Origin of the sequence: Bacillus sp. NMCN1 (assembly GCF_002998085.1) — a bacterium.
Lineage (GTDB): Bacteria > Bacillota > Bacilli > Bacillales > Bacillaceae > Bacillus.
In genome coordinates, this window is sequence record NZ_PVQL01000001.1 from 866,793 (window position 1) to 893,269 (window position 26,477).

23 protein-coding genes and 1 pseudogene are annotated in these 26,477 nt (G+C 41.8%); 5 read left to right on the plus strand and 19 right to left on the minus strand.

The genetic code is table 11. The features are described 5' to 3' along the window. Positions 1–21: 21 nt before the first annotated feature. From C6W21_RS04575 to C6W21_RS04620, 10 genes are all read right to left on the minus strand, one after another. Entirely contained in the window at positions 22–1,278 is a 1,257-nt protein-coding gene (locus C6W21_RS04575) for an ABC transporter substrate-binding protein (protein ID WP_106049482.1), read from the minus strand. Between the two features lie 216 nt (positions 1,279–1,494). Further along, a complete protein-coding gene (locus C6W21_RS04580) occupies positions 1,495–2,535 on the minus strand; it encodes a LacI family DNA-binding transcriptional regulator (RefSeq protein ID WP_106049483.1) in 1,041 nt (346 codons plus the stop codon). 181 nt (positions 2,536–2,716) lie between these two features. Beyond that, entirely contained in the window at positions 2,717–3,409 is a 693-nt protein-coding gene (gene alsE, locus C6W21_RS04585; protein WP_106049484.1) for a D-allulose 6-phosphate 3-epimerase, read from the minus strand. Positions 3,410–3,426: 17 nt separating this feature from the next. Next, complete coding sequence (gene ulaA / locus C6W21_RS04590; RefSeq protein ID WP_106049485.1) at positions 3,427–4,689, minus strand: PTS ascorbate transporter subunit IIC; 1,263 nt, start codon at positions 4,687–4,689, stop codon at positions 3,427–3,429. A gap of 25 nt (positions 4,690–4,714) precedes the next feature. Then, positions 4,715–4,981 (minus strand): PTS sugar transporter subunit IIB, encoded by a 267-nt coding sequence (locus C6W21_RS04595; RefSeq protein ID WP_050944853.1) that lies wholly within the window; start codon positions 4,979–4,981, stop codon positions 4,715–4,717. Positions 4,982–4,996: 15 nt separating this feature from the next. Beyond that, complete coding sequence (locus C6W21_RS04600; protein WP_223260978.1) at positions 4,997–7,069, minus strand: BglG family transcription antiterminator; 2,073 nt, start codon at positions 7,067–7,069, stop codon at positions 4,997–4,999. 625 nt (positions 7,070–7,694) lie between these two features. Next, positions 7,695–8,006 carry a hypothetical protein gene (locus C6W21_RS04605; RefSeq protein ID WP_317615073.1) on the minus strand — a complete coding sequence of 104 codons (312 nt, stop codon included), beginning with the start codon at positions 8,004–8,006 and terminating at the stop codon, positions 7,695–7,697. Positions 8,007–8,137: 131 nt separating this feature from the next. Next, positions 8,138–8,500 (minus strand): hypothetical protein, encoded by a 363-nt coding sequence (locus C6W21_RS04610; protein ID WP_106050204.1) that lies wholly within the window; start codon positions 8,498–8,500, stop codon positions 8,138–8,140. 30 nt (positions 8,501–8,530) lie between these two features. Then, on the minus strand, positions 8,531–10,150 hold the full coding sequence (locus tag C6W21_RS04615) for a ribonuclease YeeF family protein (protein WP_486187550.1): 1,620 nt from the start codon (positions 10,148–10,150) through the stop codon (positions 8,531–8,533). Between the two features lie 362 nt (positions 10,151–10,512). Continuing rightward, positions 10,513–10,932, minus strand: coding sequence for a MarR family winged helix-turn-helix transcriptional regulator (locus C6W21_RS04620; protein WP_223249558.1), 420 nt, complete (start codon positions 10,930–10,932; stop codon positions 10,513–10,515). 170 nt (positions 10,933–11,102) lie between these two features. On the opposite strand from C6W21_RS04620, the pseudogene C6W21_RS04625 reads away from it, so the two are divergent. Further along, positions 11,103–12,675: pseudogene (locus C6W21_RS04625) on the plus strand (MDR family MFS transporter). Here the strand turns inward: C6W21_RS04625 and C6W21_RS04630 are convergent. The 5 genes from C6W21_RS04630 to C6W21_RS04650 form a co-directional block, all read right to left on the minus strand. After that, positions 12,664–13,533, minus strand: a complete 870-nt coding sequence (locus tag C6W21_RS04630) for a class II fructose-bisphosphate aldolase (protein WP_106049490.1) — start codon at positions 13,531–13,533, stop codon at positions 12,664–12,666. The pseudogene C6W21_RS04625 and the gene C6W21_RS04630 overlap by 12 nt on opposite strands. Before the next feature lie 2 nt (positions 13,534–13,535). After that, positions 13,536–13,994 (minus strand): PTS sugar transporter subunit IIA, encoded by a 459-nt coding sequence (locus C6W21_RS04635; RefSeq protein ID WP_106055956.1) that lies wholly within the window; start codon positions 13,992–13,994, stop codon positions 13,536–13,538. 15 nt (positions 13,995–14,009) lie between these two features. After that, a complete protein-coding gene (locus C6W21_RS04640; protein ID WP_106049492.1) occupies positions 14,010–15,425 on the minus strand; it encodes a PTS fructose transporter subunit IIC in 1,416 nt (471 codons plus the stop codon). 13 nt (positions 15,426–15,438) lie between these two features. Beyond that, positions 15,439–16,353, minus strand: coding sequence for a 1-phosphofructokinase (gene pfkB, locus C6W21_RS04645; protein WP_106055957.1), 915 nt, complete (start codon positions 16,351–16,353; stop codon positions 15,439–15,441). A gap of 130 nt (positions 16,354–16,483) precedes the next feature. Beyond that, positions 16,484–17,260 carry a MurR/RpiR family transcriptional regulator gene (locus C6W21_RS04650; protein ID WP_066030821.1) on the minus strand — a complete coding sequence of 259 codons (777 nt, stop codon included), beginning with the start codon at positions 17,258–17,260 and terminating at the stop codon, positions 16,484–16,486. A 160-nt stretch (positions 17,261–17,420) separates the two neighbouring features. Here C6W21_RS04650 and C6W21_RS04655 point away from each other — a divergent pair, with 160 nt between their 5' ends. Then, entirely contained in the window at positions 17,421–18,827 is a 1,407-nt protein-coding gene (locus tag C6W21_RS04655; RefSeq protein WP_106055958.1) for a phospholipase D-like domain-containing protein, read from the plus strand. Between the two features lie 10 nt (positions 18,828–18,837). Here C6W21_RS04655 and C6W21_RS04660 read toward each other — a convergent pair whose 3' ends face one another. The 3 genes from C6W21_RS04660 to C6W21_RS04670 are packed head-to-tail and all read right to left on the minus strand — an operon-like array spanning position 18,838 to position 20,464. Then, complete coding sequence (locus tag C6W21_RS04660; protein WP_106055959.1) at positions 18,838–19,323, minus strand: DMT family transporter; 486 nt, start codon at positions 19,321–19,323, stop codon at positions 18,838–18,840. Positions 19,324–19,344: 21 nt separating this feature from the next. Next, entirely contained in the window at positions 19,345–20,025 is a 681-nt protein-coding gene (locus C6W21_RS04665; protein WP_106055960.1) for a Crp/Fnr family transcriptional regulator, read from the minus strand. 13 nt (positions 20,026–20,038) lie between these two features. Then, on the minus strand, positions 20,039–20,464 hold the full coding sequence (locus C6W21_RS04670; protein ID WP_034661956.1) for a DMT family transporter: 426 nt from the start codon (positions 20,462–20,464) through the stop codon (positions 20,039–20,041). A 211-nt stretch (positions 20,465–20,675) separates the two neighbouring features. Between C6W21_RS04670 and C6W21_RS04675 the strand changes: the two genes are divergently transcribed. After that, positions 20,676–22,103: an aldehyde dehydrogenase family protein gene (locus C6W21_RS04675; RefSeq protein WP_106055961.1), complete on the plus strand. Its 1,428-nt coding sequence runs from the start codon at positions 20,676–20,678 to the stop codon at positions 22,101–22,103. Between the two features lie 93 nt (positions 22,104–22,196). On the opposite strand, the gene C6W21_RS04680 is transcribed toward C6W21_RS04675, so the two are convergent. Beyond that, positions 22,197–22,604, minus strand: coding sequence for a DUF3221 domain-containing protein (locus tag C6W21_RS04680; RefSeq protein WP_223260979.1), 408 nt, complete (start codon positions 22,602–22,604; stop codon positions 22,197–22,199). A 275-nt stretch (positions 22,605–22,879) separates the two neighbouring features. On the opposite strand from C6W21_RS04680, the gene C6W21_RS04685 reads away from it, so the two are divergent. Beyond that, complete coding sequence (locus C6W21_RS04685) at positions 22,880–24,700, plus strand: assimilatory sulfite reductase (NADPH) flavoprotein subunit (RefSeq protein WP_106055963.1); 1,821 nt, start codon at positions 22,880–22,882, stop codon at positions 24,698–24,700. Positions 24,701–24,737: 37 nt separating this feature from the next. Continuing rightward, a complete protein-coding gene (gene cysI, locus C6W21_RS04690; protein ID WP_106049500.1) occupies positions 24,738–26,456 on the plus strand; it encodes an assimilatory sulfite reductase (NADPH) hemoprotein subunit in 1,719 nt (572 codons plus the stop codon). Positions 26,457–26,477: the final 21 nt, after the last annotated feature.

Consider the following 26,477-nt stretch of genomic DNA (forward strand, 5'->3'; position numbering starts at 1 on the left):
TCCTGTTTCAGCATCCTTCCGCTATTGTTTTTTCAGACGTTTATATTCCTCTTCCATCTTCTTCGATAATTGTTCTGGTGTGATGGAGCCTGCTAATAATTCTTGACCCGTCGTTGCCATGACAGCCCACATTCCGCTTGGTAAGTACTTTCGATCGAAGTAAGGTTCAATGTTCACCTGTTCGTATTGATCGTAAAACGTAGAGTAATAGTTTTTCGCTTTTACATGCGTTAAGGCTGCTTCAGAGGATGTGCCTTCTGCGATCTTTTTCGCATTTTCAGGCTTTGCGAGAAAATTGATGAATTGTTTTGCTTCTTTTAGATGCTTGGAATCCTTCCAGGCAGCGACAGTAAATCGTTCTCCCCCAATCCAGCTTTGCTCATCTCCTTCATGAATGGCAGGAACAGGCATCGTGCCTACTTTGATCGATTGATTGAGTTCAGACGCTTCAGGTCCTAAAGAGCCTCCGACAAAGGTGAAGGCTATTTTGTTTTGTGCCATCAGTTCAGGTGCTTGAGATAGTTTCGCTGTCAGCACATCTTTGTTTAACAGGTCTTGATCCTTCAGCTCCTTCATGAACTGTGCAAGCGGTGTATAGTGAGACCAATCAAATGATCCGTTTTCAAGTTCTTTTCCGTATTGATGTTTTTGATCGGTGATTAATAAAGGTGTGGCTAGTTCATCAAAAACTTGGGCGATATTTGAGTTATCTCCTCCTGGTATCCAGAGCGGCACAACCTCTCCTTTGCTCTTTCCTTTCACTGTCAGCAAAGCGGATTTTAGTTCATCAAGTGTTCTTGGGACTTCAATGTCATAGTCCTTTAATAGATCGGCATTAAAGCTAAGCCCGTCTTTTGCTTGATTCAGCGGATAAGCGTATACTTTGCCATCTTGGTCCTTTAAAATCTGATCGAGTGAAGGATCAAGCTGTTTGACCCAATCCATCTCTTTTAAATCAGCCACATACTCGCTGTAGCGCAGTTTGGCCCAGCCATGTGTGTCAAACAGATCTGGCATATCGTTTGCCCCCATTTTGACGCGGATCGTATCTTCATAGCTGTTGCCTGGGAAGTTGGCATCGATTCGAAGATGTGGATGCTCTTTTTCAAACTCACGAATCACTTCTTCAAACGCTTTTCTTTCCCCGCTGTTGCTCATCGTCGAAAAGAGAGTCAGGGTGACCTTTCCGTTTGCTTCTGAAGTACCGTTATTGCCGCAAGCAGACAAAAGAATGGTCAAGACAAAGGCCGCAGTCAGCAGTATGATTTTCTTATTCATGGTTTCCTCCTTTTGATTACTGAAAATTCAGACGATAATCGGTAGAATTCATGAAGTTGCGGAAACAAAAGAAGTCCATTATACTGGAATTCTATTCTTTTCAAAGAGATAAGAGAGCATACAAGCAGGCTGCCTTGTTCTTAGCATGATCTGGCCATCATGCTAGCAGCTTGCTTGCTGCTTTTTTGTCTCTTTTTTGTTTGCTGAAATGGTGGTTCACCCCCTTTCATGGATGAGGCATGTGCTGCCCCGTTCGATGAGTTTTGTTGGCACGACGACTTTTAGAGGGAGCTTTCTGCCGTTTATTCGCTCAAGCAAAAGCTTCAAGCCGACTTCCCCCATTTCTTCTGTATATACTTTCACACTTGTAAGCGTCGGACTTGAAAATGAAGCGGCTTCAATGTCATTAAACCCAACAATGGATACATCGAAAGGAACACGCAGACCGGCTTCGTTGAGCGCGCGCATTGCACCGATCGCCATTGAATCACTTCCGATAAAAAAGGCTTGTGGAAGATTTCCTTTTTTAATGGCTTGCTGCATGAGCGTATAGCCTTCTTGCATGGAGTATTCCCCAATATGGATGTCATCCAGATGAAGACCTCCTGCCTCTTGCATTCTTTTCATAAACGTCGTTTGTCTTTCGTCCTCAATCACAGCATTTCCTTCGAAATAATGCTCCCGCTCCTTTCCGCCAATATAGCCAAGATGTGTATAGCCAAGCGATTGCAGATGACGAATTGCGCGATCTGCCGCTCTTACAAAATCGACATGTACACAATCATACAAATCTTCATCCGCATAATGATTGATAAAAACAATGTGTTCCATTCGGTTTGTCATTTTTTCAACTGTATCAGGGCTGATTCGTCCAATGACGATCAAACCGTCAATATCCTTTAGCATCGCCCCTTTGTCCATGCTTCTCAGGCGAAAGGTATGGAGGGTGGACAGCCCTTGTTTGGCATATTCTTTTTCAATTCCTTTTCGAATCGATGAAAAAAAGGGATCATTTAATTCTTCGTCAATGGATTGAGCGACAACGATACCGATGACTGGGGATTCAGATGGGCTTTTTTCCTCTGCTTGATCGGCTTTTCTTGCTCTCACTGGGGTATAGTTTAACTTCTTCGCAATGTCGAGGATGTTTTGTCTTGTTGCGTGAGAAACGGCAAGTGTTTGATCGCCATTTAACACACGGGATACAGTAGAAACGGACACTTTTGCATCATGAGCAATATCTTTGAGTGTGGTCACAGGCAAACTCCTCTTGGTTTTTGACTAAATATTTACTAAAGATATTTGAAGAATAACACGTTAGTAAAGCGCTTTCAAGTATGGGTTTGCGATTTTTTATTTTGTATTTGAGTATATTTTGGTGAGTTTGTGTTGTTTTAGTAAAATTGCGTAAAAAAGAGGATGGATTTCATCCTCTTTACTAACGTGATTCAATTGAGGCCGTTTCTTTTGTAAATAATTGCTTCATTGTCTCCCAAGCCGTATCGAGTTGTTTGTGAAGTCCAAATAAACCTGAGGTACCGATAATATAGATCTCATTTCCAGCCTCAGCAAGCAGCCGGAACGTGCTCTCATTACAAGAGCCGTCTACTTCAATTGAAAATGAGTAGCCTCCCTTCTCTTTTACATCTTTCACCTGTTTCAATTTCTGAAGCATTTCTTTAATAAAAGGCTGTCCAGCAAAGCCTGGATCAATCGTCATGATCGTCACTCGGTCTATTAAATGTATAAAGGAATCTAACGCTGCAATTGGTGTGGCGGGGTTTAAGACAAAGCCGACCTTGCAGTTTCTTTGATGGATATGCCGAATGATTCTAAAAACGTCTCTTTGCACGACTTCTGGGTGTAAGCAGATCATGCTTGCGCCTGCATCAATGCAGGCATCGATTAAAAATTCTTGAGGGTATTCTGCCATAAGATGCACATCAATTGGTCTATCTGTCAGTTTTCGAAGCTGTTCAATGAAAAAGGGCGATAAGGTGATATTTTTCACGTAATGACCATCCATGACGTCGACATGATATCGATCTGCTCTCGTGTTGAGAATATGAATTTGTTCGCGGAAGTGCGTTAAATCCATGCACATCAGTGAAGGTGAAAAAATGGCTGTCATTCTCAGGCTCCTCCTTTTTACAGTTGAAATAAAAGCTTGATCATTCCAATCAAGATTCCGATGATACCAAAGTCTGTATCTCCAAAAGTTGTCCCTTCAAAGCCAAGGGTTCCTAACACAGGTAATAAACAAGCAGGTAAAAAGGAAAGAAGCAATCCATTCACAAAGGCCCCAGCGACAGCTCCTCTCACGCCTCCTGTTGCATTACCATACACTCCTGCTGTAGCGCCGCAAAAAAAGTGCGGGACAAGACCAGGGACAATGACAGTTAAACCAAACAAAGGTAAAAGAAAAATGGATACGATGCCTCCTGCAAAGCTGCATAAAAAGCCGATAATGACTGCATTTGGAGCAAATGGAAAAACGGTTGGTGCGTCTAGTGCCGGTTTTGCCCCTTTCACAAAACGATCGGCAATCCCTTTGAAAGCAGGCACGATTTCACCGATTGCCATCCGCACCCCGGCTAAAATAATGTACACACCAGCAGCAAAGGTAATAGCCTGAATGAGAATGAAGACAGCGAAGTTCGTGCCTCCGCTAATTTGTTCTATAAAGGGAATCCCGGCAAACGGTGCAATCGCAAAGAACAGCAAAGCCATCGTGATCGAAATGGCCACAGATGTATCTCTTAGAAAGCCGAGTGATTTAGGCACTTGAATGGTTTCTGTTGATCTCTCTGGACGACCGATCCATTTCCCGATCATTCCCGCAGTAAAATAACCGAAGGTGCTGAAGTGTCCAAGTGCGAGATCATCGCTTCCGGTGACTTTCCTTGTGAATGGCTGAAGAATAGCGGGTGCAATGACCATAGCTGTCCCTAATATAATCGAACCGGTGGTGACAAGAAATCCTCCTTGCATTCCAGCTGTCGAGAGAACGACTGCGAGCATTGCAGCCATATATAAGGTATGGTGTCCTGTTAAAAAGACGTATTTAAAGGGTGTGAATTTTGCCAACAATAAATTGACCAGCATGCCAAAAATCATAATGAGAGCCGTCTGTGTCCCGAATTCCTTTTGAGCAATAGCCGCCATGGCATCTGTATTTGGGACAACTCCTTGAATGTGAAATGCTGCTTCAAACATTTTTCGAAAAACTCCAAGTGAATCAGACACGACTGTGGCGCCCGCTCCTAATATTAAAAACCCCATCGTTGTTTTCAAGGTGCCTGACACGGTATCTGCAGCTGACTTTTTCTGTAAAAGTAAACCGGCCAGTGCAAACAAACCGATGAGAATGGCTGGTGTGCCCAATATATCGTTCATGATCAGTTCTATCATGATGTGAATCCCCCTTTTTCGTGGCTTAAATGTGTTTACGAAGGACGTCTTTAATGGCTTCCTGGTCTAACAAGTTATTTAATCCAGCGACCTTTCTTGTGCCGTCATCCAGCTGATCGATAATATCTGTTGCTCCGATATATAGATCGGCCAGTTCATTTTTACTTGTGCTGAGATCGGTATGATCCACTTCAGCTACAAGCCCTAACTCTTCTAATGCTTTTTTGACATTCATTTCTACGATAAAGCTGCTTCCTAATCCGTTTCCGCACACAACAAGAATTTTTTTCATTCTCTTTTTCCTCCTTTATAGTTGTGAAAATTGATTAATTAGTTCTTGCACTGATGCTAATTCCTTTGCTTCAACCAGTTGTTTCATCCGTTTTTCATCACTTAACAGCATGGTCAGCTGTTTGAGTGCTTTCAGATGGGTCATACTGTCAATGGCTGCTAGCACGATGATGAGACGAACCTGTTTTTTTTCCTCCTTAGAGAAAAAAACGGGCCGTTCGAATGACATGAGTGACATGCTTAATTTGTTCACACCGTCCTCTGGTCTGGCATGCGGAATAGCTACTTGTGGTGCAATCACAATATAAGGTCCATTTTGATGAACGGACTGAATCATGGCCTCCACATAACCTTTCTGAATGGCATTTTGATCGAGTAGAGGCTGCGCTGCTTTTGTGATGGCCTCTTGCCATGTTTCTGCTGTTTGCTGGAGATGAATGGTTTTTTCTGTTAATAAATCGTTTAACACTGGTTTCCACCCTTTCTGATGGGATACATATGCGGGATGCAGTAGCTCTTTAAGATCACGAAGCAGTGCTTTTTCATTTTGTACGATGGTATGCTGTTGAATGATATTGAATAAAGCGTTCACATTTTTCTCATCAAACCTGATTTCTGCACCTTCCCCATATTGAAGTAAGGTTTTTTTCTCATAGGCAGTGAGAATGGGATGAACGAGGTGAACGGGTTTTCCTTTAAACGAAATAGGTGTTGTTGATACAACAAAGTCGACATCAATGGATGACATTTCTTCATATGAACGCTTTGATAATAGTCCACGCACTTCAATGTAACCGATTAATTCGATAAGCTGTGTTTTCAGCATGTGACTTGTACCAATTCCTTCGCCGCAAACAATGTATACAGAACGCCGCACAATAGGCGAAATCCCTTCTCTTCTCATCCAACCACCAAAATGCATCGCCACATAAGCAATTTCATGATCACTTATCTTTGAGCAGGTCGCCTTTTCTAAATGGCATACGACCTTTTGAGTGATGTCAAACACCTCTGGCTGTGTTTTTTTAATAGATTCTGTTAATTCATTGTTGATATCAATGTGATAAATGAGTCTGTAATAGGCTGGGATGAGATGCATTGTTAAGTTTTGCTCTAAGGCTTCGTACTCTTGAAAGGAGATACAAGCATACCGCTGAAAATCAAAAATCATTTGTCTGGCAATAGTGCGAATGAGATGCTCTTCTGGCTTTTTACTTGATGGAAGCTTTTGTTTCTTGGCGCTGAGCCATAGAGTGCTAAGAAAATAGATTTCATCATCATGAACTTGAAGACCGGTTTCTCTTTGAATTCGTGCCATGAAACGAATAGCCGCCAAGCATTCATCTGTTTCCTGTAATGTACGCTTTTCTTTGTTTGAAAGGTGTACAGCACGTCCTAGCTTCACCCGCTTAAAGTAGAAAAAGAGATCCAAAGACAGCTGATCCAGCATGTCATCTGCAAACTCGAGCTTAAGCTCTTGTTCTGACTGCTCGAGGAGATGCTTTAACCGCTTATATGAAATTGGCCCCTTTAACCAAAAAGATGGAAACGCTTTTTCGTTTTTTATCATTGTGCGAATGGAATGAATATAAGGTTTCAGCGCCAATCGAATCGCTCTTTCTTCTCCTGAAATCAAATAGCCGCAGGCTGCCTGATAGTGGAGGGTAAGCTGCTGCTTTGAAAGTGCTTCTTTTAGCTGTTTCATATCTTCAAGCAATGTATTCCGGCTCACTTTGATCAACTTCATAAAGTCATCAATTTTTAGACATTTCTCACTGCATGCAATGGATAAGAGCAGGATGGCCCTTCTTTCCTTTACACATGGTTCATAATCATGGCCAACGAGAATGGTGTTAGCTTTTTTCATAATGATTTCTTTTTCATGAGGATCTAAGTAGTAGCCAAGTTGATCTTTTCGCTGAACGCCACTAAGCTCATGAGTTTCCAGCCAGCTATTCATTCGTTTGATTTCAGAGTAAACGGTTCGAGTAGAGACATTCAGTCGATTCTGTAAATCTTCAATTGATAAATAAGATGTCGTGTGAATCAGCATTGATAGTAAAGTCGTGCCCCTTTTGGTTAAATACAGTTGGAATTCCTCCCTTCTTCCCTTTGGTTATAAGTCTAATCAACTGACATGCATCAAAGAAGCCCAAATGTCTTCAGCAAATGCTGTGCAGCTTTTTGGGTGTTCTTTTGTTATATGAATAAGCACACTCAAGCGAGTGTGCTTTAGACTTTTAATAAAGGGGGCAAACGATGTTTATTTAAGCCCTTTGTCTTTTTTTCGTGATAGAAACAAACCCTTTTGTAATGAGGTCATGAATGTCCTTAAAATCGTTTCACATGCTTTTTTTGATCATTCACAATGCTTTTGGCATTCTTGATTCAAACTTATGTACTGGCATCATTTCCACCAAAAAAAGCGGACATCAATCAAGGCACTTAAAGTGCTCAATGATCAGCGTCCGCAGGTTCTTCCTCTGGATAAAATATTCACGTTCGTTTTGCTTGTCTCTATCATACGATGACCCACATAGGAAAAAAGGTCCCCATCCCTCTTTTTTTCGGTTTTTTGCATAATCTCATTAAAAACAAACTAATTTGAATGATTTTAAGCATTTTTGAAAGAAAGTCTTGAAGAACTACTTTTACTGGTGAATTCGCAGTAGTAGCCACTACATGATTTACACGTTCTAAAATTTGAGGATGCTTCATATCAATTTCTTGCCTTCTTCAATTGGAAAACTTCTCAATGTATCAATACAAATCTCAAATAATTCTTTATCATTAGTATTCAACAAATCTATTAAAATATTTAACTCATATTCATTGCACTCATTATCCAGACAGTAAGCAATTTTACGCTGCCACTCTATTGGTTTATTAAGCACCTGATTTGATAGTTCTTCCCAGTCGTTTAGGCTAAAATCAGAGAGTATCTCACTAGCAATCAAACACCCGTCATCATACCATGAGTCTATCGTTGTATTAGCAGATAAAAGATTATCTAATTCTATAAACATATTGAGTCCCCTAATTATGAATTTACTCTGAGAACACATTCGAGTACCTATAGCCCCAAAAATTGATCATAAACGAGTAAATCTGAAGAAAATAACGATGTTAATTTGTTAGTAATTAAGTATCTACTATTTTAGTTCCACCAGTTAGATGTAATTTCTTTCAAATGAAATTCTATAAAATCAATCACTTTGGTATAGTCATCCGAGCTGAATTCCTGAATAGGATTGTCCCAATCTGTATTTTTAACTATTAGAACAAGATAGTTACCATCTGAAGATAAATCGGGATACCATCCTAAATCCAATGTTATTGATGATTTCTCATGATAAAGTTGTAACAAACTTTCAGTGAACATAAACCATCTATCATCTTCTGTTTCTAACTTTTTAGGGTCAATTTCCCTAAAATTATTATAACGTACAATCCAACCTTCAGTTATTCTTAAAGGATGAATGTTTACTTCGGGAATATCAAGTTTCACATATTTTCTCATCATCATCTGACCTCTTTGCTAATATTCTAGTTATTTTATTCCTAATTTATTTAAATACTTATTTAGTCTGTCTCCAGCAATCGGGTGGCCGTGATACACATTTCCACTCGTCAGTTCTCCCCTAATCCAACTAGTAGATTTACCATTATCATAACCAACAATTTTACCTGTATCATAAATGAAATAAAAATTATTGTTGCTATTATCAATGATATGCCCTTTTTGAAGAGCCTCTTTTTCTAAAACTTTATTATTTATTTCAGGCAGGTATTGAGCATTTCTTTTTCCTGTCTCACTAAAACGTTTGGCTTCTTCAGCAGTCCTAGCCTTTAAATGTTTATTATCATGATGAGAATATACTGCATTATTTATCTTAGCTCTAAAATCTTTTCTACCATAATAACTTTTATGAGCAATTTCATCGTGCCTTTTTGAAATATTAGGTATGCCTGTACTCTTTACCCCCATCTTCCCATGAAACCCTTTCGCCCCAAACGGCAAAAGCATTCCCAGCGCCGCGTTCATACTCGCTTCCTGCTGTTCTTTCGAGATCTTATTCCCAAACATATCACGCCCCGTAATCGCTTCGCTGAAGCCGTTGGTGGCGGTGAGGCCATATAAGCCTTTTTGGGATGTTTTTAAGGCGTCAAAGGATTTTTGCGAGGTCTTGTAGATGTCGACTGCTCGTACTGCGGCTGATGTGGCTTGAGTCGTTTTATAAACGGCTTTCCCGCCTTTGAAAATGCGGCCTGCCCAGCCGACGATTGGGATATAACCTGCCGCTGCCATGCCGCCTGCGGCGACGCGTTGACCTGCGGTGAGTTCTTCGCCTGTGATCGGGTCGACGCCCGTTGCGGCGCGTTTTGCATCGTTCACACCAGTCAGTTCATTCACGATATTTCCACCATAATCAAGTGCTTTTTCATACCAAGGACGGTTGGCGAGTGCTTCTTGTTCCTTTGCGATCTCGCGGGCTTCCTCTTGTTCTTTTTTAATTTTGAGATATTCAGAAGTTTGCTTCTCAATATCGCTTTTTGCCTTGTAGATTTCGCTATTTTGATACGCTTTCTTGTCAAAATTCATCGGCGAAATGGCTTTTCCGTCATTTGTCGCATTCATCATTTCTGCGTACAATGCCATTGTAGCCTTCTCCTCAGTCTCTGACAAAGCATATTCATCTTTTAAATTTTGATCAAGTTCTATTAAATCTTTAACGGTCTTTTTTCGCTCGTCTTCCGCATCTGCAATCTTTTCATCAAAGCTTTGACTATCAAATACTTCTAGAGAGATGAGGTCGTCGATGTCTTGAAAAATCGTTTTAAGCGCCTTTTTTTGATCCTTCACAATGCTTTTGGCATTTTTGATGCCCATATGTACAGCGTTGTCTAAAAAGTGTTCTTCTACAAAGGTATCGCCGCCAAAATTCGTATCATCAAGTGTCCCAGAAACGCCTTCATGAAAGGCTTTCTGCTTATCAATGAAGCTGATAAACATGTCTACATTTCCAGCCAGTTCTTTGTAGAAGCTTTTAATGTTATCGGCGCCTTTTCCCGTGAATTCATCACCGAGGTTTGCCACGCCTTGAAGTGTCTTTTTTAAATCTACCATTTGTTCACGGAGTTCCCGGTAGTGTTTTGCCCTTGCGTCCATGGCACTTGTTAGTGCTTTTGCATCAAGTATCTTCCCCAGAAGAATTCACTCCTTCCTATTCATTGACAAGGTCAATTTTACCAACACAAAGTTTGTCATTAAATAGGAATAAAGATACAAAAACAGTACTTATTATGTAAATGAACAGTGTTTCAATAGAGTGCCTTGTTAGCTCCACTTTTCTCAGTAATTATTAAAATGCGGTTTTTACAACGATCTTTTAAATAAATTTTTTTGAGCTACTCCATTATAAAAAAGCGTAAACAGCACTTCCATGGTAAGGAAGAGGTCACTAGTCAAGGAAATCCCTACATTAATTTAGACTGGTCTTAGAAAAAGCACACCCCCATCAGTGTGCCTTCTTACGATTTAGACTTTAGCAATTGCAGCTCTTGCTCCATCATTTCAGCTGTTTCTGAAATGAATTGGATGATTAAATCTAATTCTTCTGGTTTGTATTCGTTTGTGAGCTGTTTGGTTGATGCTGATAAGGAACGGAAGAGTTCTTTCACCTGTGATTTCCCTGCCGTTAATGGAACGATGATGACTCTTCGCTTGTCCTTTGGGTCTTTTTCTCTTTTGACGTAGCCCGCTTTTTCAAGGCGATCAATAAGAGCTGTGACTGCACCTGAGCTAAGTCCCGTTTTTTCACTTAATTCTCCTGCTGTGAGGGGGCCGAGTTCGTTTAATAAATCAGCTGATTTGAGATCTGTTGGGAAAAGGCCGAGCGATTGTGCGGCCGCTTGGTGGAATAAAACCGTTCGTGTGGCGAGGCGCCTCATAGTTTGTATGATCTGGGTTGCTCTATCTTCTGCGTCGTTCTTTATTGACAACATGTTCTCCTCCCTTTAAAATCAATTTATCTTGATCATCAAGATAAATGTTCTCTTCCTTTATATTTAAGTTGATCATAGCAAAAATAAGAAGAGAACGTAAGCAGGAGGTAAATGAAATGAATCATGTGGATAAAGGCAAGGCATCCACTCGCTTTGTTGTCATCGGTTTGCTGTTAGGGATTTTTATGGCAGCGATGGACAATACCATTGTTGCAACAGCGATGGGAAGCATCGTAGCAGATTTGGGCAGTTTTGATAAATTTGCTTGGGTGACGGCTTCTTATATGGTGGCAGTGATGGCCGGAATGCCGATTTACGGAAAGCTTTCTGATATGTATGGTCGAAAGCGTTTTTTTCTGTTTGGACTTATTTTCTTTTTAATTGGATCTGCGCTATGCGGTATCGCACAAACGATGGATCAGCTCATTATTTACCGAGCCATTCAAGGGCTTGGAGGCGGTGCCCTTCTTCCGATCGCGTTTACGATCATCTTTGATATCTTCCCGCCTGAAAAGCGCGGAAAAATGTCTGGTATGTTTGGTGCAGTGTTTGGTTTATCGAGTGTATTAGGACCACTGTTAGGAGCTATTATCACAGATTCGATCGGCTGGCATTGGGTTTTCTATATTAACGTGCCAATCGGTATTGTTAGTGTGTTCTTGATCGCTAGATACTATCATGAATCGCTGGAACATCGGAAGCAGAAAATTGATTGGTCAGGTGCTATAACACTTGTCGTGGCGGTTGTGAGCTTGATGTTCGCACTTGAGCTTGGCGGTAAATCTTATGCGTGGGATTCGGTGCAAATCCTCACACTTTTTGCCGTGTTTCTTGTGTTTGGTACGATCTTCTTTATTGTTGAGCGTAAAGCGGAGGAACCGATTATTTCATTTTGGATGTTTAAAAATCGTTTATTTGCGACGTCTCAAATTTTGGCATTTTTATATGGCGGGACATTTATTATTCTTGCTGTCTTTATTCCTATTTTCGTGCAGGCGGTGTACGGTGAATCGGCGACAAGTGCAGGATTCATTTTAACACCGATGATGATAGGGTCTGTCATTGGCAGTATGATTGGCGGAACGATGCAGACGAAAGTGCCTTTCAGACGTCTTATGGCGATCTCTGTTATCTCATTTTTCGCGGGGATGCTGCTGCTTGCCAATATGTCACCAGATACAGCTAGACTGTGGCTCACACTCTTTATGATGATATCAGGTTTTGGCGTTGGCTTCAGTTTCTCCCTTCTGCCGTCAGCTTCAATGAATGATCTTGCCCCTCGCTACCGAGGCAGTGCAAACTCGACCAATTCATTTATGAGATCACTTGGGATGACACTTGGTGTCACGATTTTTGGGACGATTCAAACCAATGTCCTATCGAATCGCTTAGCAGATGCCTTTAGCGGAATGAAAGGAGCCCCTTCTCAAATAGGCGATCCACAGGCCATTTTCCAAGAGGGTGCCCGTTCACAAATTCCGCCTGATATTTTAAATAAAGTCATCGATGCGATGTCACAAAGTATTACGTACGTATTTTTGATTGCCTTATTCCCTATAGCTCTTGCGGCGATGACAGTATTATTCATGGGAAATGCACGGGTACGCACATCAAATGAAATGAAAGAAAGCGAATAATGTGAAAAAGCAGAGCTTAAGCGGCTCTGCTTTTTTTGTTTCACTGATATAGAGGATGGGCTTTGCCCTCACTGCCAACGATACGTATTTTCGATGTGACCATGTCTTTTGCTGCTTGTTTTGCTTTTTGTAAATACATACGTGGATCTAAGCTTTCAGGTTCGTTTGAGAAATGATCACGGATGGCTTCAGAGTACGCATTTTTCAATTCAGTTGAGACATTGACCTTTGCCATACCAAGTGCCACACATCGTCTGACGTCCTCATCCGGTACAGCGGAACCACCGTGCAGCACAAGGGGAACATCGACCAGCGCTGCAATTTGTTCAATGCGGTCAAAGTCAATATCCGGTACCCCTTTATAAATGCCGTGAGCGGTACCAATCGCAGGTGCTAAAGTGGGTACACCAGTTTCCTTTACAAATTGACGGCATTCTGATGGAATAGCTTTTTCAGCATCTTTTTCATCGACAACGATATCATCTTCGACGCCGCCTACCTTGCCTAATTCTGCTTCAACGTTCACCCCTACTTTTAATGCGAGGTCCACAACTTCTTTTGTGCGGCGTACATTTTCTTCATATGAATGCATGGATGCATCGATCATGACGGATGTATATCCGGCCCTGATACAGGTGAGAATCACATCAAAGTCCGTGCAGTGATCAAGGTGCAGACCGATTGGGATTTGATATTGATCAGCCGCCGCCTTGACTGTATCTGCAATCGCTTTTGCTCCAAGTGATTGAACCGTTCCAACCGTTGTTTGCAAAATAACAGGTGATTTTAATTCTGCGGCGGTTTCGAGTACCCAATAAATACTGTCAAAGGAGTGTACATTGAATGCAACAATTCCGTATTTTTCTTTTTTCGCTGTCTCAAGCATCGGTGTTGTTGAAAGTAAAGGCATGATCAAACATCCTCTCTCGTTAAAATATTTGTTTCTAAAACAGTAAGCATGTCTTCATTTGTTCTTGTTTCTAGCAGCTTTTGTCGTTTCGCTTCATCCATTAATCCTCGTGAAAGAGCAGAAAGAGCCTTTAAATGGGTGGTGCCCGCTTCATTTTTGGGGATCAGTAAGGATAAGAAGAAAAAGCAAGGCTTCCCATCAAAAGCGTCCCATTCAATGCCTGTTTCAGTGCGGACGATCACGAGTGCTGGTTTTGTGATGGCTTCTGTTTGTGTATGCGGAATGGCAAATCCATCTTGAAATCCAGTTGTGCTCAGTGTTTCCCTTTCAGCTAAGCCTTTTTTGACATCCTCTGGTGATGTACAAATACCTGCTTTATAGGCAATGTCAGCAATGGCTGCGAAAACGCCAGCCTGTGAAGACGCGGTTTCATGAAGATTCATATAAATATGTTCCATCATTTCTCTTCCTCCCTATTAAACTGCGGGTTTGTCTATTTTTTTACGATAAAGTCCGTATAGAATGGCACCTACAAGTGATCCGATCAGTATGGATAGTACCCACTGGAATGCGCCTGTGACGACTGGAAGGACAAGGAACCCGCCATGAGGAGCCGGAACCTGTACGCCAAAGAGATACGTCAATATAGCAGAGATGGCTGAGCCAAACATGATAATTGGCAGGACAACGATCGGGTTTTTTGCCGCAAATGGGATGGCCCCTTCTGTAATGTGTGTCGCCCCTAGAATATAGTTGATTGCCCCTGCATTTCGTTCCTGCGGTGTGAAATGTTTTCTGAAAATCGTTGTGGCAATCGCAATGATAAGTGGTGGCGTGATACATGCTGCGGACACGCCTGCCATGAAGTAAAGGTTGCCTTGTGCAAGTAAAGCTGTTCCTGTGACATAGGCTGCTTTGTTAAAAGGACCTCCCATATCAAATCCACACATCGCTCCAACAATTAATCCTAAAAGCAGCGGGTTCGTGGATTGAACAGCTGAGAGAAAATCCATTAATGAATTATTTAGCCCTGTGATCGGAACTAATAGTGGTGTCATCACAGCTCCAATCAAGAAAATACCGATAACAGGATAGATGAAGATTGATTTTAAACCGTCAAGTGATGCAGGTAATTTTTGAAGCAGGAATTGAAGGAATACAATGATATACCCTGCTGCAAAACCTGCGATAATACCACCTAAGAATCCAGCGCCTCCGTCGTTTGCAAGCAGGCCGCCGATAAACCCTACAACCATCCCTGGGCGTCTCGCGATTGAATCAGCGATAAATGCTGCTAAAATAGGCACCATTAAGCTAAAGCCGAGTCCGCCAATGCTTTTCAAATAGGCAGCAAACGGATGATACGTTTCATGCTGAGGATCAGCAGAGTAAATACCGAATAGAAATGAAATGGCAATTAAGACCCCGCCTCCAACAACAAATGGCAGCATGTGTGATACACCGTTCATTAAATGTTTGTAGATGGTGTGTATCCACTTATTCGCCGATTTTTGCTGAGAGGATGAAGGAGCAGAAGTTTTCTCCGTTCCAGAAGCCTTTCCTTTCACTTGATGAACGGGAGCATTTCCATTGATAATGCTTTGGATCAGTTCATCTGGCGTGCGGATGCCTTTCGCTACAGGTACTTCAATCAGTGGTTTGCCGTGAAAACGATCTGTATTCACATCTTTGTCAGCTGCGACAATGACCCCATCGGCCTCAAGAATGTCTTGATCGGTTAAAGCGTTTTCAATTCCTACTTGACCGTGCGTTTCGACTTTGATGTCGACCCCTAACTGCTCAGCAGCTATTTTTAATGCCTCAGCTGCCATAAATGTGTGTGCAATGCCTGTTGGACAGCCAGTTGCAGCGACAATTTTTTTACGGCTCATGTCTGATTCCCCCTTATATCTTATGAATGTGTACTTGCTCAATTAATGAATGAATGTCATGTAAATCACTTAAGCCTTTAGAAAATGCAGTAGATGCGCCTGTTGCAATGCCGTAACGTAAGCATTCTTCAGGTGAATGACCTTCAAGTTGTTTACTAAGAAAGGCTGCGAGCATTGCATCACCAGAACAAGCTGTGTTTACCACAGTGCCTGTCGGTGCGTTTCCTTTGAAGATGGCGTCTTTCGTGATGAATAAAGCCCCTTCTCCTCCGCGAGAAATAAGTACTTGCTTTGCACCCATCTCAATGAGTTTTTCTCCTGATTGTATGAGTTCTTTTTCTGACATAGGATGTGTTTTGCCGAAAAAAGCAGCGATCTCTTCTTCATTCGGTTTTAATAAATACGGCTTGTATTGAAGCGTCTCAAGAACCGCTGCGGAGCTTGTGTCTAAAATAAACTTGACGTTGTGCTGATGACAAATAGCTGCTACTTCTGAAAAAATGCTGGCTGGTACGCCCTTTGGCAGGCTGCCTGACATGATAAGGGTGTCCCCCCGCGGGATGTTCGCTATTTTTTCACGAAAGGCGTGAAGTGCTTTTGCTTCAATCACAGGTCCTTGGTTCACGAGCTTATATTCTTCTGTCGTATTAATAAAAACATTAATGCGTGTAATTCCTTCAACCGAAATGAAATCGGTTTGAATGGAAAGGTCTTTTAAGGATTGTTCAATATAAGAGCCTGAAAACCCAGCAATAAATCCTAATGCAGTGCTGGTGAATCCATATTTCTTTAGCATAATGGAGACATTAACTCCCTTGCCATTCGGCTGATAATCTTCATCTTCCGTGCGGTTGACTGCATTTGCCCTCATTTCTTTTAATGCAATATATAGGTCAATAGCAGGATTTAAGGTGCAGGTATAAATCAATTGGTTTCACCTTCTTTCTTTTCTCTAAAGAAAGTATCTCATACGTTTGAGTGAAAATGTTTTCAGATTGTGTAAAGGTTTTCATAATAAAAAGCCTTCTAGATCAAAGTCTCGAAGGCTTCTTTAGCGGTTATTTCATTCGGATCACATAGGCATCTAGTAAAATGCGGGCAATAACATGAAGAGACAGGCGCGATCTGACCTCATAATCTGGGAAGAAAGATTGTTCGCCTTTATATCCGACTAGAGTCATATCTGATATTTTGCTTAATGTAGAATCTATTCTTGTCGTGACAGTAATGGTCGTGACTTGCTTCATGCTGAGATTTTGACACGCTTCAACGAGCTCTGCTGTTTCGCCATTTAAGGAAACAAAGATCGCAAGTTCGTTTTTACCGATGTCTCGCGATTTCAGCCGAATGATATTCGGGTCGTCGTGTACTTCACATGTTTTTCCGATGAGCTGTAATTTGATGGTCATTTCCTTGGCAATCATCTCTGAGAAACCTCTACCGAAAATATAAATTTTGTCCGCATTATGTATTTTTTGAACGGCATCTTCAATTTGCCCAATACTTTGCAGCTGGATCGTCTTTAAAACCTCTTCTTCATTTTTCCGAATCGCTAATTTGATGTCTTCATCAATGTTTTTGAGCTGATCACTTGCATCGGTCATTTTCTTTTCTTGTTTCAATCGATATTTAAAGGATGTATAGCCGTTATAACCAATTTTTTTCATCAGTCTGACAATTGTGGCTGTCGACACATTGGCTCTTTCACTTAATGTGACGATGGATAAGGTGGAGATATCCTCTAAATGCTGGTGAATATAATGGAGTAAATATCGTTCTGTTTCACTTAACGTTTGATACACATCACTTGGAATATTAAATAGTGGTTCGTTCAATTCGATTCCCCCTTACTCATTTCATACTATAATTAAATGCCCAATAAAAACAAGGTGATTCTTTTGTCATATATTTTGATGGAAAGCCAAAAATGAGTGAAATTTAATTTTTGACATACACTAAGGAAAAGTTGTGTCTGTGTGAAAGGAGCTGATCATGATGCTTCATCTTTTGTTTTTTCTCATCCTTCTCTATGTCGTCTATGTATTTTTGACCGCATTTGTTTTGTTTTATTTACCGATACGAAAAACATGCAAAGAACATTGTATTTATAAAGCCTCTTCTATCTCAGGAGACGATCAAGGGACAAATCAAGTGATGCTTCTTGACGACGGGTTTGAATCTGGTCAGGTTAGAATCCAAATGATTCGTGAGGCAAAGAGGGTGATCCGCCTCAGTTACTATTCCATTCAAAAGGGAAAAACAGCCGAATGGGTACTAGGTGCTTTAATTGAAGCAGCTGATCGAGGTGTGAAAGTGCAGCTGTTGTTAGATGGCATCTGCCACAGTTTGCGCGGGCCGCTGAAGCATTTTCGCTATGCGGTGGCAAATCATCCGAACATGTCCATTCGTTTTTATGAGCCCTTTCGTTTGTTCAAGCCATGGACGTGGCATAACCGCCTCCACGATAAGCTGCTACTAGCGGATGGCCGAGTGGCTGTGATGGGTGGAAGAAATATCGGTGATAAATACTTTGCAGATCAGCCGCCGAAAGACTTTGCTTTTGACCGCGATGTGCTGCTCTATAACGCCAAAAAGGGAAAAGTATTAGATGAAATGGAGCAATATTTCGTTTATCTATGGAATCATGATTTTACGAAAAGAACAAAAGATGTGTTCTCCAAGCAAAAAGCGAAAAAAGGGTTAAAGCTAAGAAAACAGCTGCTTAGATCCTATCAAGAAGCCGTGCGCACGAAAGAACCTTTTGTGATGTCCTCCTTTGAGTGGGTAGCAGATACCACTTCAGTGAAACAGATTGCCTTTTTCACAAATCCTGTGGAACGCTTTAATAAGCGGCCACTTGTGCTGAAAAAACTGAACGATCTTGCTCACCGGGCAAAGCGTTCTGTGCTCATACAGACGCCTTATGTCATTCCAACACGCCCAATGAAAGCCGGACTCACCCCCTTAGGTAGTGAGATTCAAACGACAGTGGTCACGAATTCTCTTACAGCGACGCCAAATCCGTTAGCCTTTGCAGGGTATTTAAGCACGAAAAAGGAGCTGATGAAAACAGGCGTTCATTTGTATGAATATGAAGGTCCGTATTCCATTCATGGGAAATCGATGGTCATCGATGATTATTTAAGTATTATCGGGACATATAACTTAGATGCGAGGTCTAGTTTTTTAAACACAGAGTCGATTTTAGTCATTGATAGTGCCCCATTTGCGTTATCACTTACACAGGCAATTGAACGAAAAATCGCCTACAGTTATCTCGTTGCTAAAGACCGAACAGCCCTTCATGCGAGCGCTTATGGACAGAAAAAAAAGCCTTTGATGAAAAGGCTCCTTTTAAATGGATTATCCGCGATAACGGTTTTATGGCGGCGATTGATATAAAAAAGGGCAGCTACTCTTGTGGCAGCCCTTTTTCTTGAGAATACCCCTCTTCTGCGGACTCCAATTTGGTCAATTTAAACACCAAAATCCCAGCAACAATCACAATGACACCTAATAGTTTTGTAAAAGAGAATTCTACTTTTTCTAACCCAAGCCAGCCAAGCGAGTCAAACAAAAGCGCGCAGCCCAGCTGTGACGTGAGGACAATCGAGATGCCATAAGTCGGTCCAAGACGTTTGATACTCTGAACAAGACAAATGACCACTCCTACCCCAATGGCCCCGCTGATCCAGTACCAAGCTTCCATATGTCTTAATTGAAACATGCCAGTTCCCTCTAGTAAGAGACCCATCAGGAGTGAAGCAATAAAGCCCATTCCAAGAACGAGGGTTGTCGTTGACCAAGAGCCTGTATGCTCATTGACCTTACTGTTAAAAATAGTTTGTAAGCTGACGAGTGCGCCAGCAGTGATGGCTAATACTATTCCTATAATCATATATAAATCCCTTCATTTCTTCTATTCATAAATGTTGTGCTCTGCTATTTCTAGGAGCCCTTTCCGGTCACAAATCGTAATCTTTCCTCTACGCCTCTCTATCAGCCCTTTTTCACAGAATTGCTGAATGACCCGGTTAATATGACGGTAGCTTGTACCGATTAAGCTTGCCGCATCAGTGAGACGAAGGGCGCTCGCGCTGTCATCATCTGTGACAACAGACAATAAGTAGCTTGCAAGCCTGACCTCCACAGGATATAACAGGTGGAAGCTCAAATCGTTTGATTTCGTATAAAATTTGTTTGTGATGCCTTTTAGCAGAAAGGCTAACAAGCGTGGGTCATCCTTCGCATGGCGCATGAGCGCTTGATGAGAAATCCTTAGCATATGTACTTCTGTGACAGCTTCGACTGTATTGACCATATCCGTCTGCTGAACGTATTCAATATCTCCAATCGCTTCAAGGGGATGTTTAAAGCTAAGAATAAAGGTTTTCCCTTCCTTTGTGGTCGTGAAAATTTTTAATTTTCCTTTCACTAACAAGTACAGGTACTCCCTCTTATCCCCTTTTGAACAAACGAGCTCCCCTTGCTCATAGCGCCACAAGCTCACGTGTGATATGAGCTTTTGATGAAAGACGTTTTCTAATTGATGTGCCTTAAGATAAGAGGATAAAAGAGATTCATCATGAAGCTCCTCCATCTGACGCCCTCCTTTATAGCTTTAAAATGATCACGCCTGCGACCATCAGTAAAATTCCTGCATAATGAGGCCATTTCATTTTCTTCTTCTGTACACCAAACCATCCTTTTGCATCAATTGCAAAGGTAAAAGCAAGCTGTGCAATGAGTAAAGCTGCGATGGTGAGTGTGACACCGATCATTTGAATCGCGGTGACTTCATTAAAAATAATAATGGCTGCAAATGCGCCGCCTATTAAATAAAGGGGCTGCACCTTTCGATATTCCCTGAAGTGTCCGTCTCGTACGATGAGTAAAATGACGAGCGAGATGATAAAGCCGGTTAGCTGCGTGATCGTTGCCGCCTGCCATGTGCCGATATCCTGGCTGATTCTTGCGTTGGCTACGCCTTGTAGTGTAATACAAGCGCCTCCTAATAAAGCGAAAATAACACCTTTCATTCGTTCAAAAGCTCCTTCTTTTTTCAGTCTAGTTCCATTAAATGATACATGCCCGCCGGTTGAAAAGGACATATGTCCCACTTTGCGTATTATATCAGAAACTTTTTCTTTTGCAGTTTGTTCGTTTTAGATTTTTCACAGTGGGTACAGTTTTATATCAGCTGAAAACAGAATATTGATTGAATCACATATAAAAAGGAGACATGTCAGAATGAGAAATCAAGAGAAACATTTTATTAACGGTGAATGGGTTGCATCAACAGGAAACGAAACGACGGAGGTCATCAACCCTGCGACCGAGGAAGTCATTGGCACCATTAGCTTAGGAACAAAAGAAGATTTAGATAAGGCAGTGAAAGCAGCTCGTGCCGCCTTTCCTTCTTTCTCCAAAACATCTCGAAATGACCGAGTAAAGATGCTGGAAAACATTGTACGCGGCTACGAAAAACGTAAGGATGAACTTGTAGAAGTGATGACACAAGAGCTTGGTGCACCGCTGAAAGTATCAGAAGAAGTTCATTACAAAATGGGCTATGAACATTTTTCTAAAGCAGCGGAAGCACTTAAATCTTATACATTTACCGAGGACCGCGGCGGACATACCATTATAAAAGAAGCGATTGGTGTCAGTGGATTGATTACACCGTGGAACTTCCCAACAAACCAAACATCACTAAAAATCGCGGGTGCCATTGCGGCAGGCTCACCAGTTGTCTTAAAGCCAGCGGAAATTACCCCTTTTGCTGCGATGATTCTTGCAGAAATTATTGATGAAGCAGGCGTACCGAAAGGAGTCTTCAACCTAGTAAACGGAACGGGTGACGTTATTGGCGACGGCATAAGCTCACATCCTGATATTGACTTTGTTTCATTTACGGGATCAGGTGCCGTCGGCTCTAAAATTATGGAAAACGCGGCGGACAATGTGAAGAAAGTGGCTCTTGAGCTTGGTGGGAAATCCCCTCTTATCGTCTTAGATGATGCAGAAGTGGATGAGGCCGCCGAAACCGCTGTTCATCATATTGCGATGAATACAGGTCAAGTGTGTTCCGCAGCTACACGTGTGCTTATTCCAGAAACGATGAAAGACAAGTTTGAAAAAGCGCTGCTGAACGCCCTGCCGAAATTTACAGTCGGTGATCCGAGAGAAGATCACGCTACAGGCCCGCTTGTTTCTAAAAAGCAGTGGGATACCGTGCAATCTTATATTGAAAAAGGAATTGAAGAAGGTACTACCCTGCTTGCTGGGGGAACTGGAAAGCCGGACGGAATCAATAAAGGATATTTCGCCAAGCATACCATTTTCACCAATGTAAAAAATGATATGACCATTGCGCAAGAAGAAATCTTTGGACCAGTCATGAGTGTGATTACGTATCAGGACCTCGATCATGCCCTTGAGATCGCCAATGATACAGTGTATGGCCTTGCCGGGTATGTTGTTGGAAAAGATGAAAAAACATTAAAATATGTCGCTGAACATATTCGTGCTGGCCAAATCACCATTAACAATGCCGAAACAGACTACTTTGCACCATTTGGCGGCTTTAAGCAATCTGGTATCGGAAGAGAATGGGGAGACTTCGGCATCGAGGAATATTTAGAAGTGAAAGCTGTGATGGGACTTCCAACGGCATAAATTGAGAAGGGAGAAAAACTCTAGGGTTTTTCTCCCCTTTTTATTTAATTAATAAGAATCCATTTCAAATTTTAAGAACTGCTTACTACTCCCTTATTTATTCTTATCCATCATGATTTTGTATTTTTCGACGGTTGCTTTTGGAGGAAACGATTCTTGTAACTCATCAAACCAAATCTCAATCATTTGCCCCTGTGACAGCTCTTTAGTATCAACTTTCGTTAAATCCATTATGATTAGATTGTGTTTATACTTATCGACAAGAAGAGGAGTATCTAATGAATAATCGCGTTTTATAGGAGATTTATTGTTAATAAGAAGTAAACCAGTCTCCCCTTTATATAGCACTATGCCTTTTTTTGAAAAAGGCGTTGCTATTTTATTTTGATTGTGTGGATTCTTTATATTGTCCTTTGTTGTAGAGTGGCACTCTCCTAATAAAATGAGAAAAATCACGATGACAAGCCGCACACATATTATTTTTTTTAATTTAAATTGCATCAACTTTATACGCCCCTTTTCAATGCTTCTTCATGTCTAGCATTCTCAGATCAAAATGGCTTATATACGGCGCATTTTCTTAAGATACTTTATACATTTAAGATGATTTACCCTCAAGTTCATTCACCTTGTAAAGGTATTAGAAATCTTAATCATGACAATCAATATTATATATTTTACTTAATGGCAAACTTTCGGTAAAGTTCAAATTGAACCTATATATATAATTCCTATCGAATTAATCTATGTTTATATTCCTTGTGAGGTGGATATCGTTGCAACTTCATGTATTGAACAGTCCGTTTAGTCAGCAGCAGGCAGAGCTACTCAATCAGCTGCTTCCGACTTTAACAGATCAACAAAAAATTTGGCTTACCGGTTATTTATCAGCACAGGCAGCTCTAGCCGGATCAGAAACGGCGACTACGGCCCCTTTTCCTTCTGCCGCAGCCCCTGCGCAGCCTGTCAGTAAAGATGTGACCGTACTTTATGGCTCACAAACAGGCAATTCCGAAGGATTAGCGAAAAAGACAGCGCAGCATCTTGAGGAGAAAGGTTTTCAAGTGACGCTCTCTTCTATGTCAGATTTTAAACCAAATCATCTGAAAAAAATAAACAATTTACTGATGATCGTCAGTACACATGGCGAGGGAGATCCGCCTGATAATGCCCTTTCTTTCCATGAATATGTCCACGGCAGACGTGCGCCAAAGCTCGATCATTTAAGTTTTTCTGTTCTTTCACTTGGTGACAGCTCCTACGAATTCTTCTGTCAGACTGGAAAAGAATTTGATGAGCGCTTCAAAGAGCTTGGCGGAACACGTCTTACAGGCCGAGTGGATTGTGATCTTGATTATGATGAACCGTTTTCTGAATGGCTTCAAGGGGTGACATCGTCACTTAGCGAAGGTGAATCCGCAGCATTCCCGCAAGAATCAGCGGGAGCAAACAACCAAACAGAAGCTTCTGAATATTCAAGAACGAATCCTTTTTATGCGGAAGTACTTGAAAATATCAACCTAAATGGCCGCGGCTCTAACAAAGAAACCCGCCATTTGGAGCTTTCTCTTGAAGGATCAGGACTTGTATATGAGCCGGGTGACAGTCTTGGAATTTATCCAACAAATGATCCTGCGCTTGTTGATGAACTGCTCACAACATGCGGATGGAATGCAGAGGAAGCTGTAACTGTTCATAAAAACGGCGACACTCTTCCTGTAAAAGAAGCACTTACCTCACACTTTGAGATTACAGTATTAACAAAACCCCTTCTTCAAAAGATGGCGGACTTAACGAAAAATGAAGCCCTCCATGCCCTTTTAGAAGAAGGAAATGAAAAAAAGTTAAAAGCGTATATAGCAGGAAGAGATTTAGTCGATGCTGCGCGCGACTTTGGTCCTTTTGAAGGAACAGCCGCAGACTTCACTGCTATTTTAAGAAAAATTCCTGCTCGCCTTTATTCAATTGCAAGCAGCCTGAAAGCAAATGAAGAAGAGGTTCATTTGACGATAGGTGCTGTGAGATATGATGCGCACGGAAGAGAACGTCAAGGTGTCTGCTCCATCCTATGTGCGGAGCGCTTAGAGCCAGGTGATACACTGCCTGTTTATATTCAGCACAATCAAAACTTTAAGCTTCCTGAAAACCCTGATGCACCGATCATTATGGTGGGACCAGGCACAGGCATCGCCCCTTTCCGTTCGTTTATGCAGGAACGAGAAGAAATCGGTGCAAGCGGAAAGTCGTGGTTATTCTTCGGAGATCAGCACTTTGTAACGGACTTCTTATATCAAACCGAATGGCAAAAGTGGTTAAAAGATGGCGTCTTAACGAAAATGGATGTGGCTTTTTCAAGAGATTCAGAGGAAAAAGTATATGTTCAGCATCAAATGAAGAAGCAAAGTAAAGAATTATTCGAATGGCTGGAGCAAGGTGCGTATGTATATGTTTGCGGAGATGAAAAGCATATGGCGCATGATGTTCATCATACCCTTCTATCGATTATCCAAGAAGAAGGTGCGATGAGCAAAGAGAAAGCAGAAAGCTATCTAGCCAATTTGCAGCAGCAAAAACGCTATCAGCGTGACGTATATTGATGGATTTGATGCTTGAAAGAAAGGAGCTTTTACTTACATGGTGAAGACAGCATTAACAGCGCCGGATGGACCTCCGAGCGACGTAGAGGAAATCAAAGAAAAAAGTGATTATTTACGGGGTACGTTAAAAGAAGTGATGCTCGATCCGATTTCAGCGGGAATTCCTGATGATGACAACCGCCTGATGAAGCATCACGGCAGCTATTTACAGGATGATCGTGACCTTAGAAATGAACGGCAGAAACAAAAGCTTGAGCCAGCCTATCAATTTATGCTGCGTGTGCGTCTGCCTGGCGGAATCGCCACATCCAAGCAGTGGCTTGTAATGGATGAGCTTGCTCACAAATACGGTAATGGCACGTTAAAGCTGACAACTCGTGAAACCTTTCAGCTTCACGGTATTTTAAAATGGAACATGAAAAAAACCATTCAAGACATTCATTCCACTATGCTTGATACAATCGCTGCTTGCGGGGACGTGAACCGGAATGTCATGTGTACATCAAACCCCTATCAATCAGAAGTGCACCATGATGTGTACGAGCTGGCAAAGAAATTAAGTGATGACCTGCTTCCACAAACAAGAGCGTATCATGAAATTTGGCTTGATGAGGAAAAGGTTGCGGCAACGCCTGATACGGAAGTTGAACCAATGTATGGTCCGCTTTATTTGCCAAGAAAATTCAAAATTGGTGTGGCGGTTCCTCCTGCTAATGATATTGATGTCTTTTCGCAGGATTTAGGCTTCATTGCGATCATCGAAAATGAGCAATTGGTTGGCTTTAATGTCGCAATTGGCGGTGGAATGGGCATGACTCATGGCGATACAGCGACTTATCCTCAGCTTGCAAAAGTGATTGGCTTTTGTACACCGGAACAAGTTGTAGAGATTGCGAAACAAGTGATTACCATTCAGCGTGACTATGGAAACCGTTCGGTGCGAAAAAATGCCCGCTTTAAATATACAGTGGACCGCCTTGGTCTTGAGAATGTAAAAGAAGAGCTGGAACGCCGCCTCGGGTTTGCCCTTTTAGACGCAAGAGATTATCACTTTGATCATAACGGTGACCGCTATGGCTGGGTAAAAGGCATCAATGGCAGATGGCATTATACGATGTTTGTAGAAGGCGGACGCATCACAGATTATGATGATTATCCGCTGATGACAGGTATTCGTGAAATCGCAAAGATTCATACGGGTGACTTCCGCTTAACAGCGAATCAAAATTTGATCATTGGAAATGTCACTTCTCATAAAAAGAAACAAATCGAGCAGCTCATTCAGGAATTCGGTTTGTCAGATGGCCAGCAGCACTCTGCACTCCGCCGCAGTTCAATGGCCTGCGTCTCTCTTCCAACATGCGGCTTAGCGATGGCAGAAGCAGAACGCTACCTTCCACGCTTGATTGACCGAATTGAAGAGATAGTTGAGGAAAATGGCTTAAGTGATAAAGAAATCACGATTCGTATGACTGGTTGTCCAAATGGATGTGCCCGTCATGCGCTAGGTGAAATTGGCTTTATCGGCAAATCACCTGGCAAATACAACATGTATCTTGGCGCTGCGTTTGATGGCAGCAGATTAAGTAAGCTGTACCGTGAAAATGTTGGTGAGGAAGACATTTTAAACGAGCTTGGCTCTCTGCTCCCACGCTATGCAAAAGAGCGAAAAGACCAAGAACATTTCGGTGATTTTGTCATTCGGGCAGGCATTGTCAAAGAAACAACAGATGGTACGAATTTTCATGCGCAATAAAAAAGACAGGACACTCTCCTG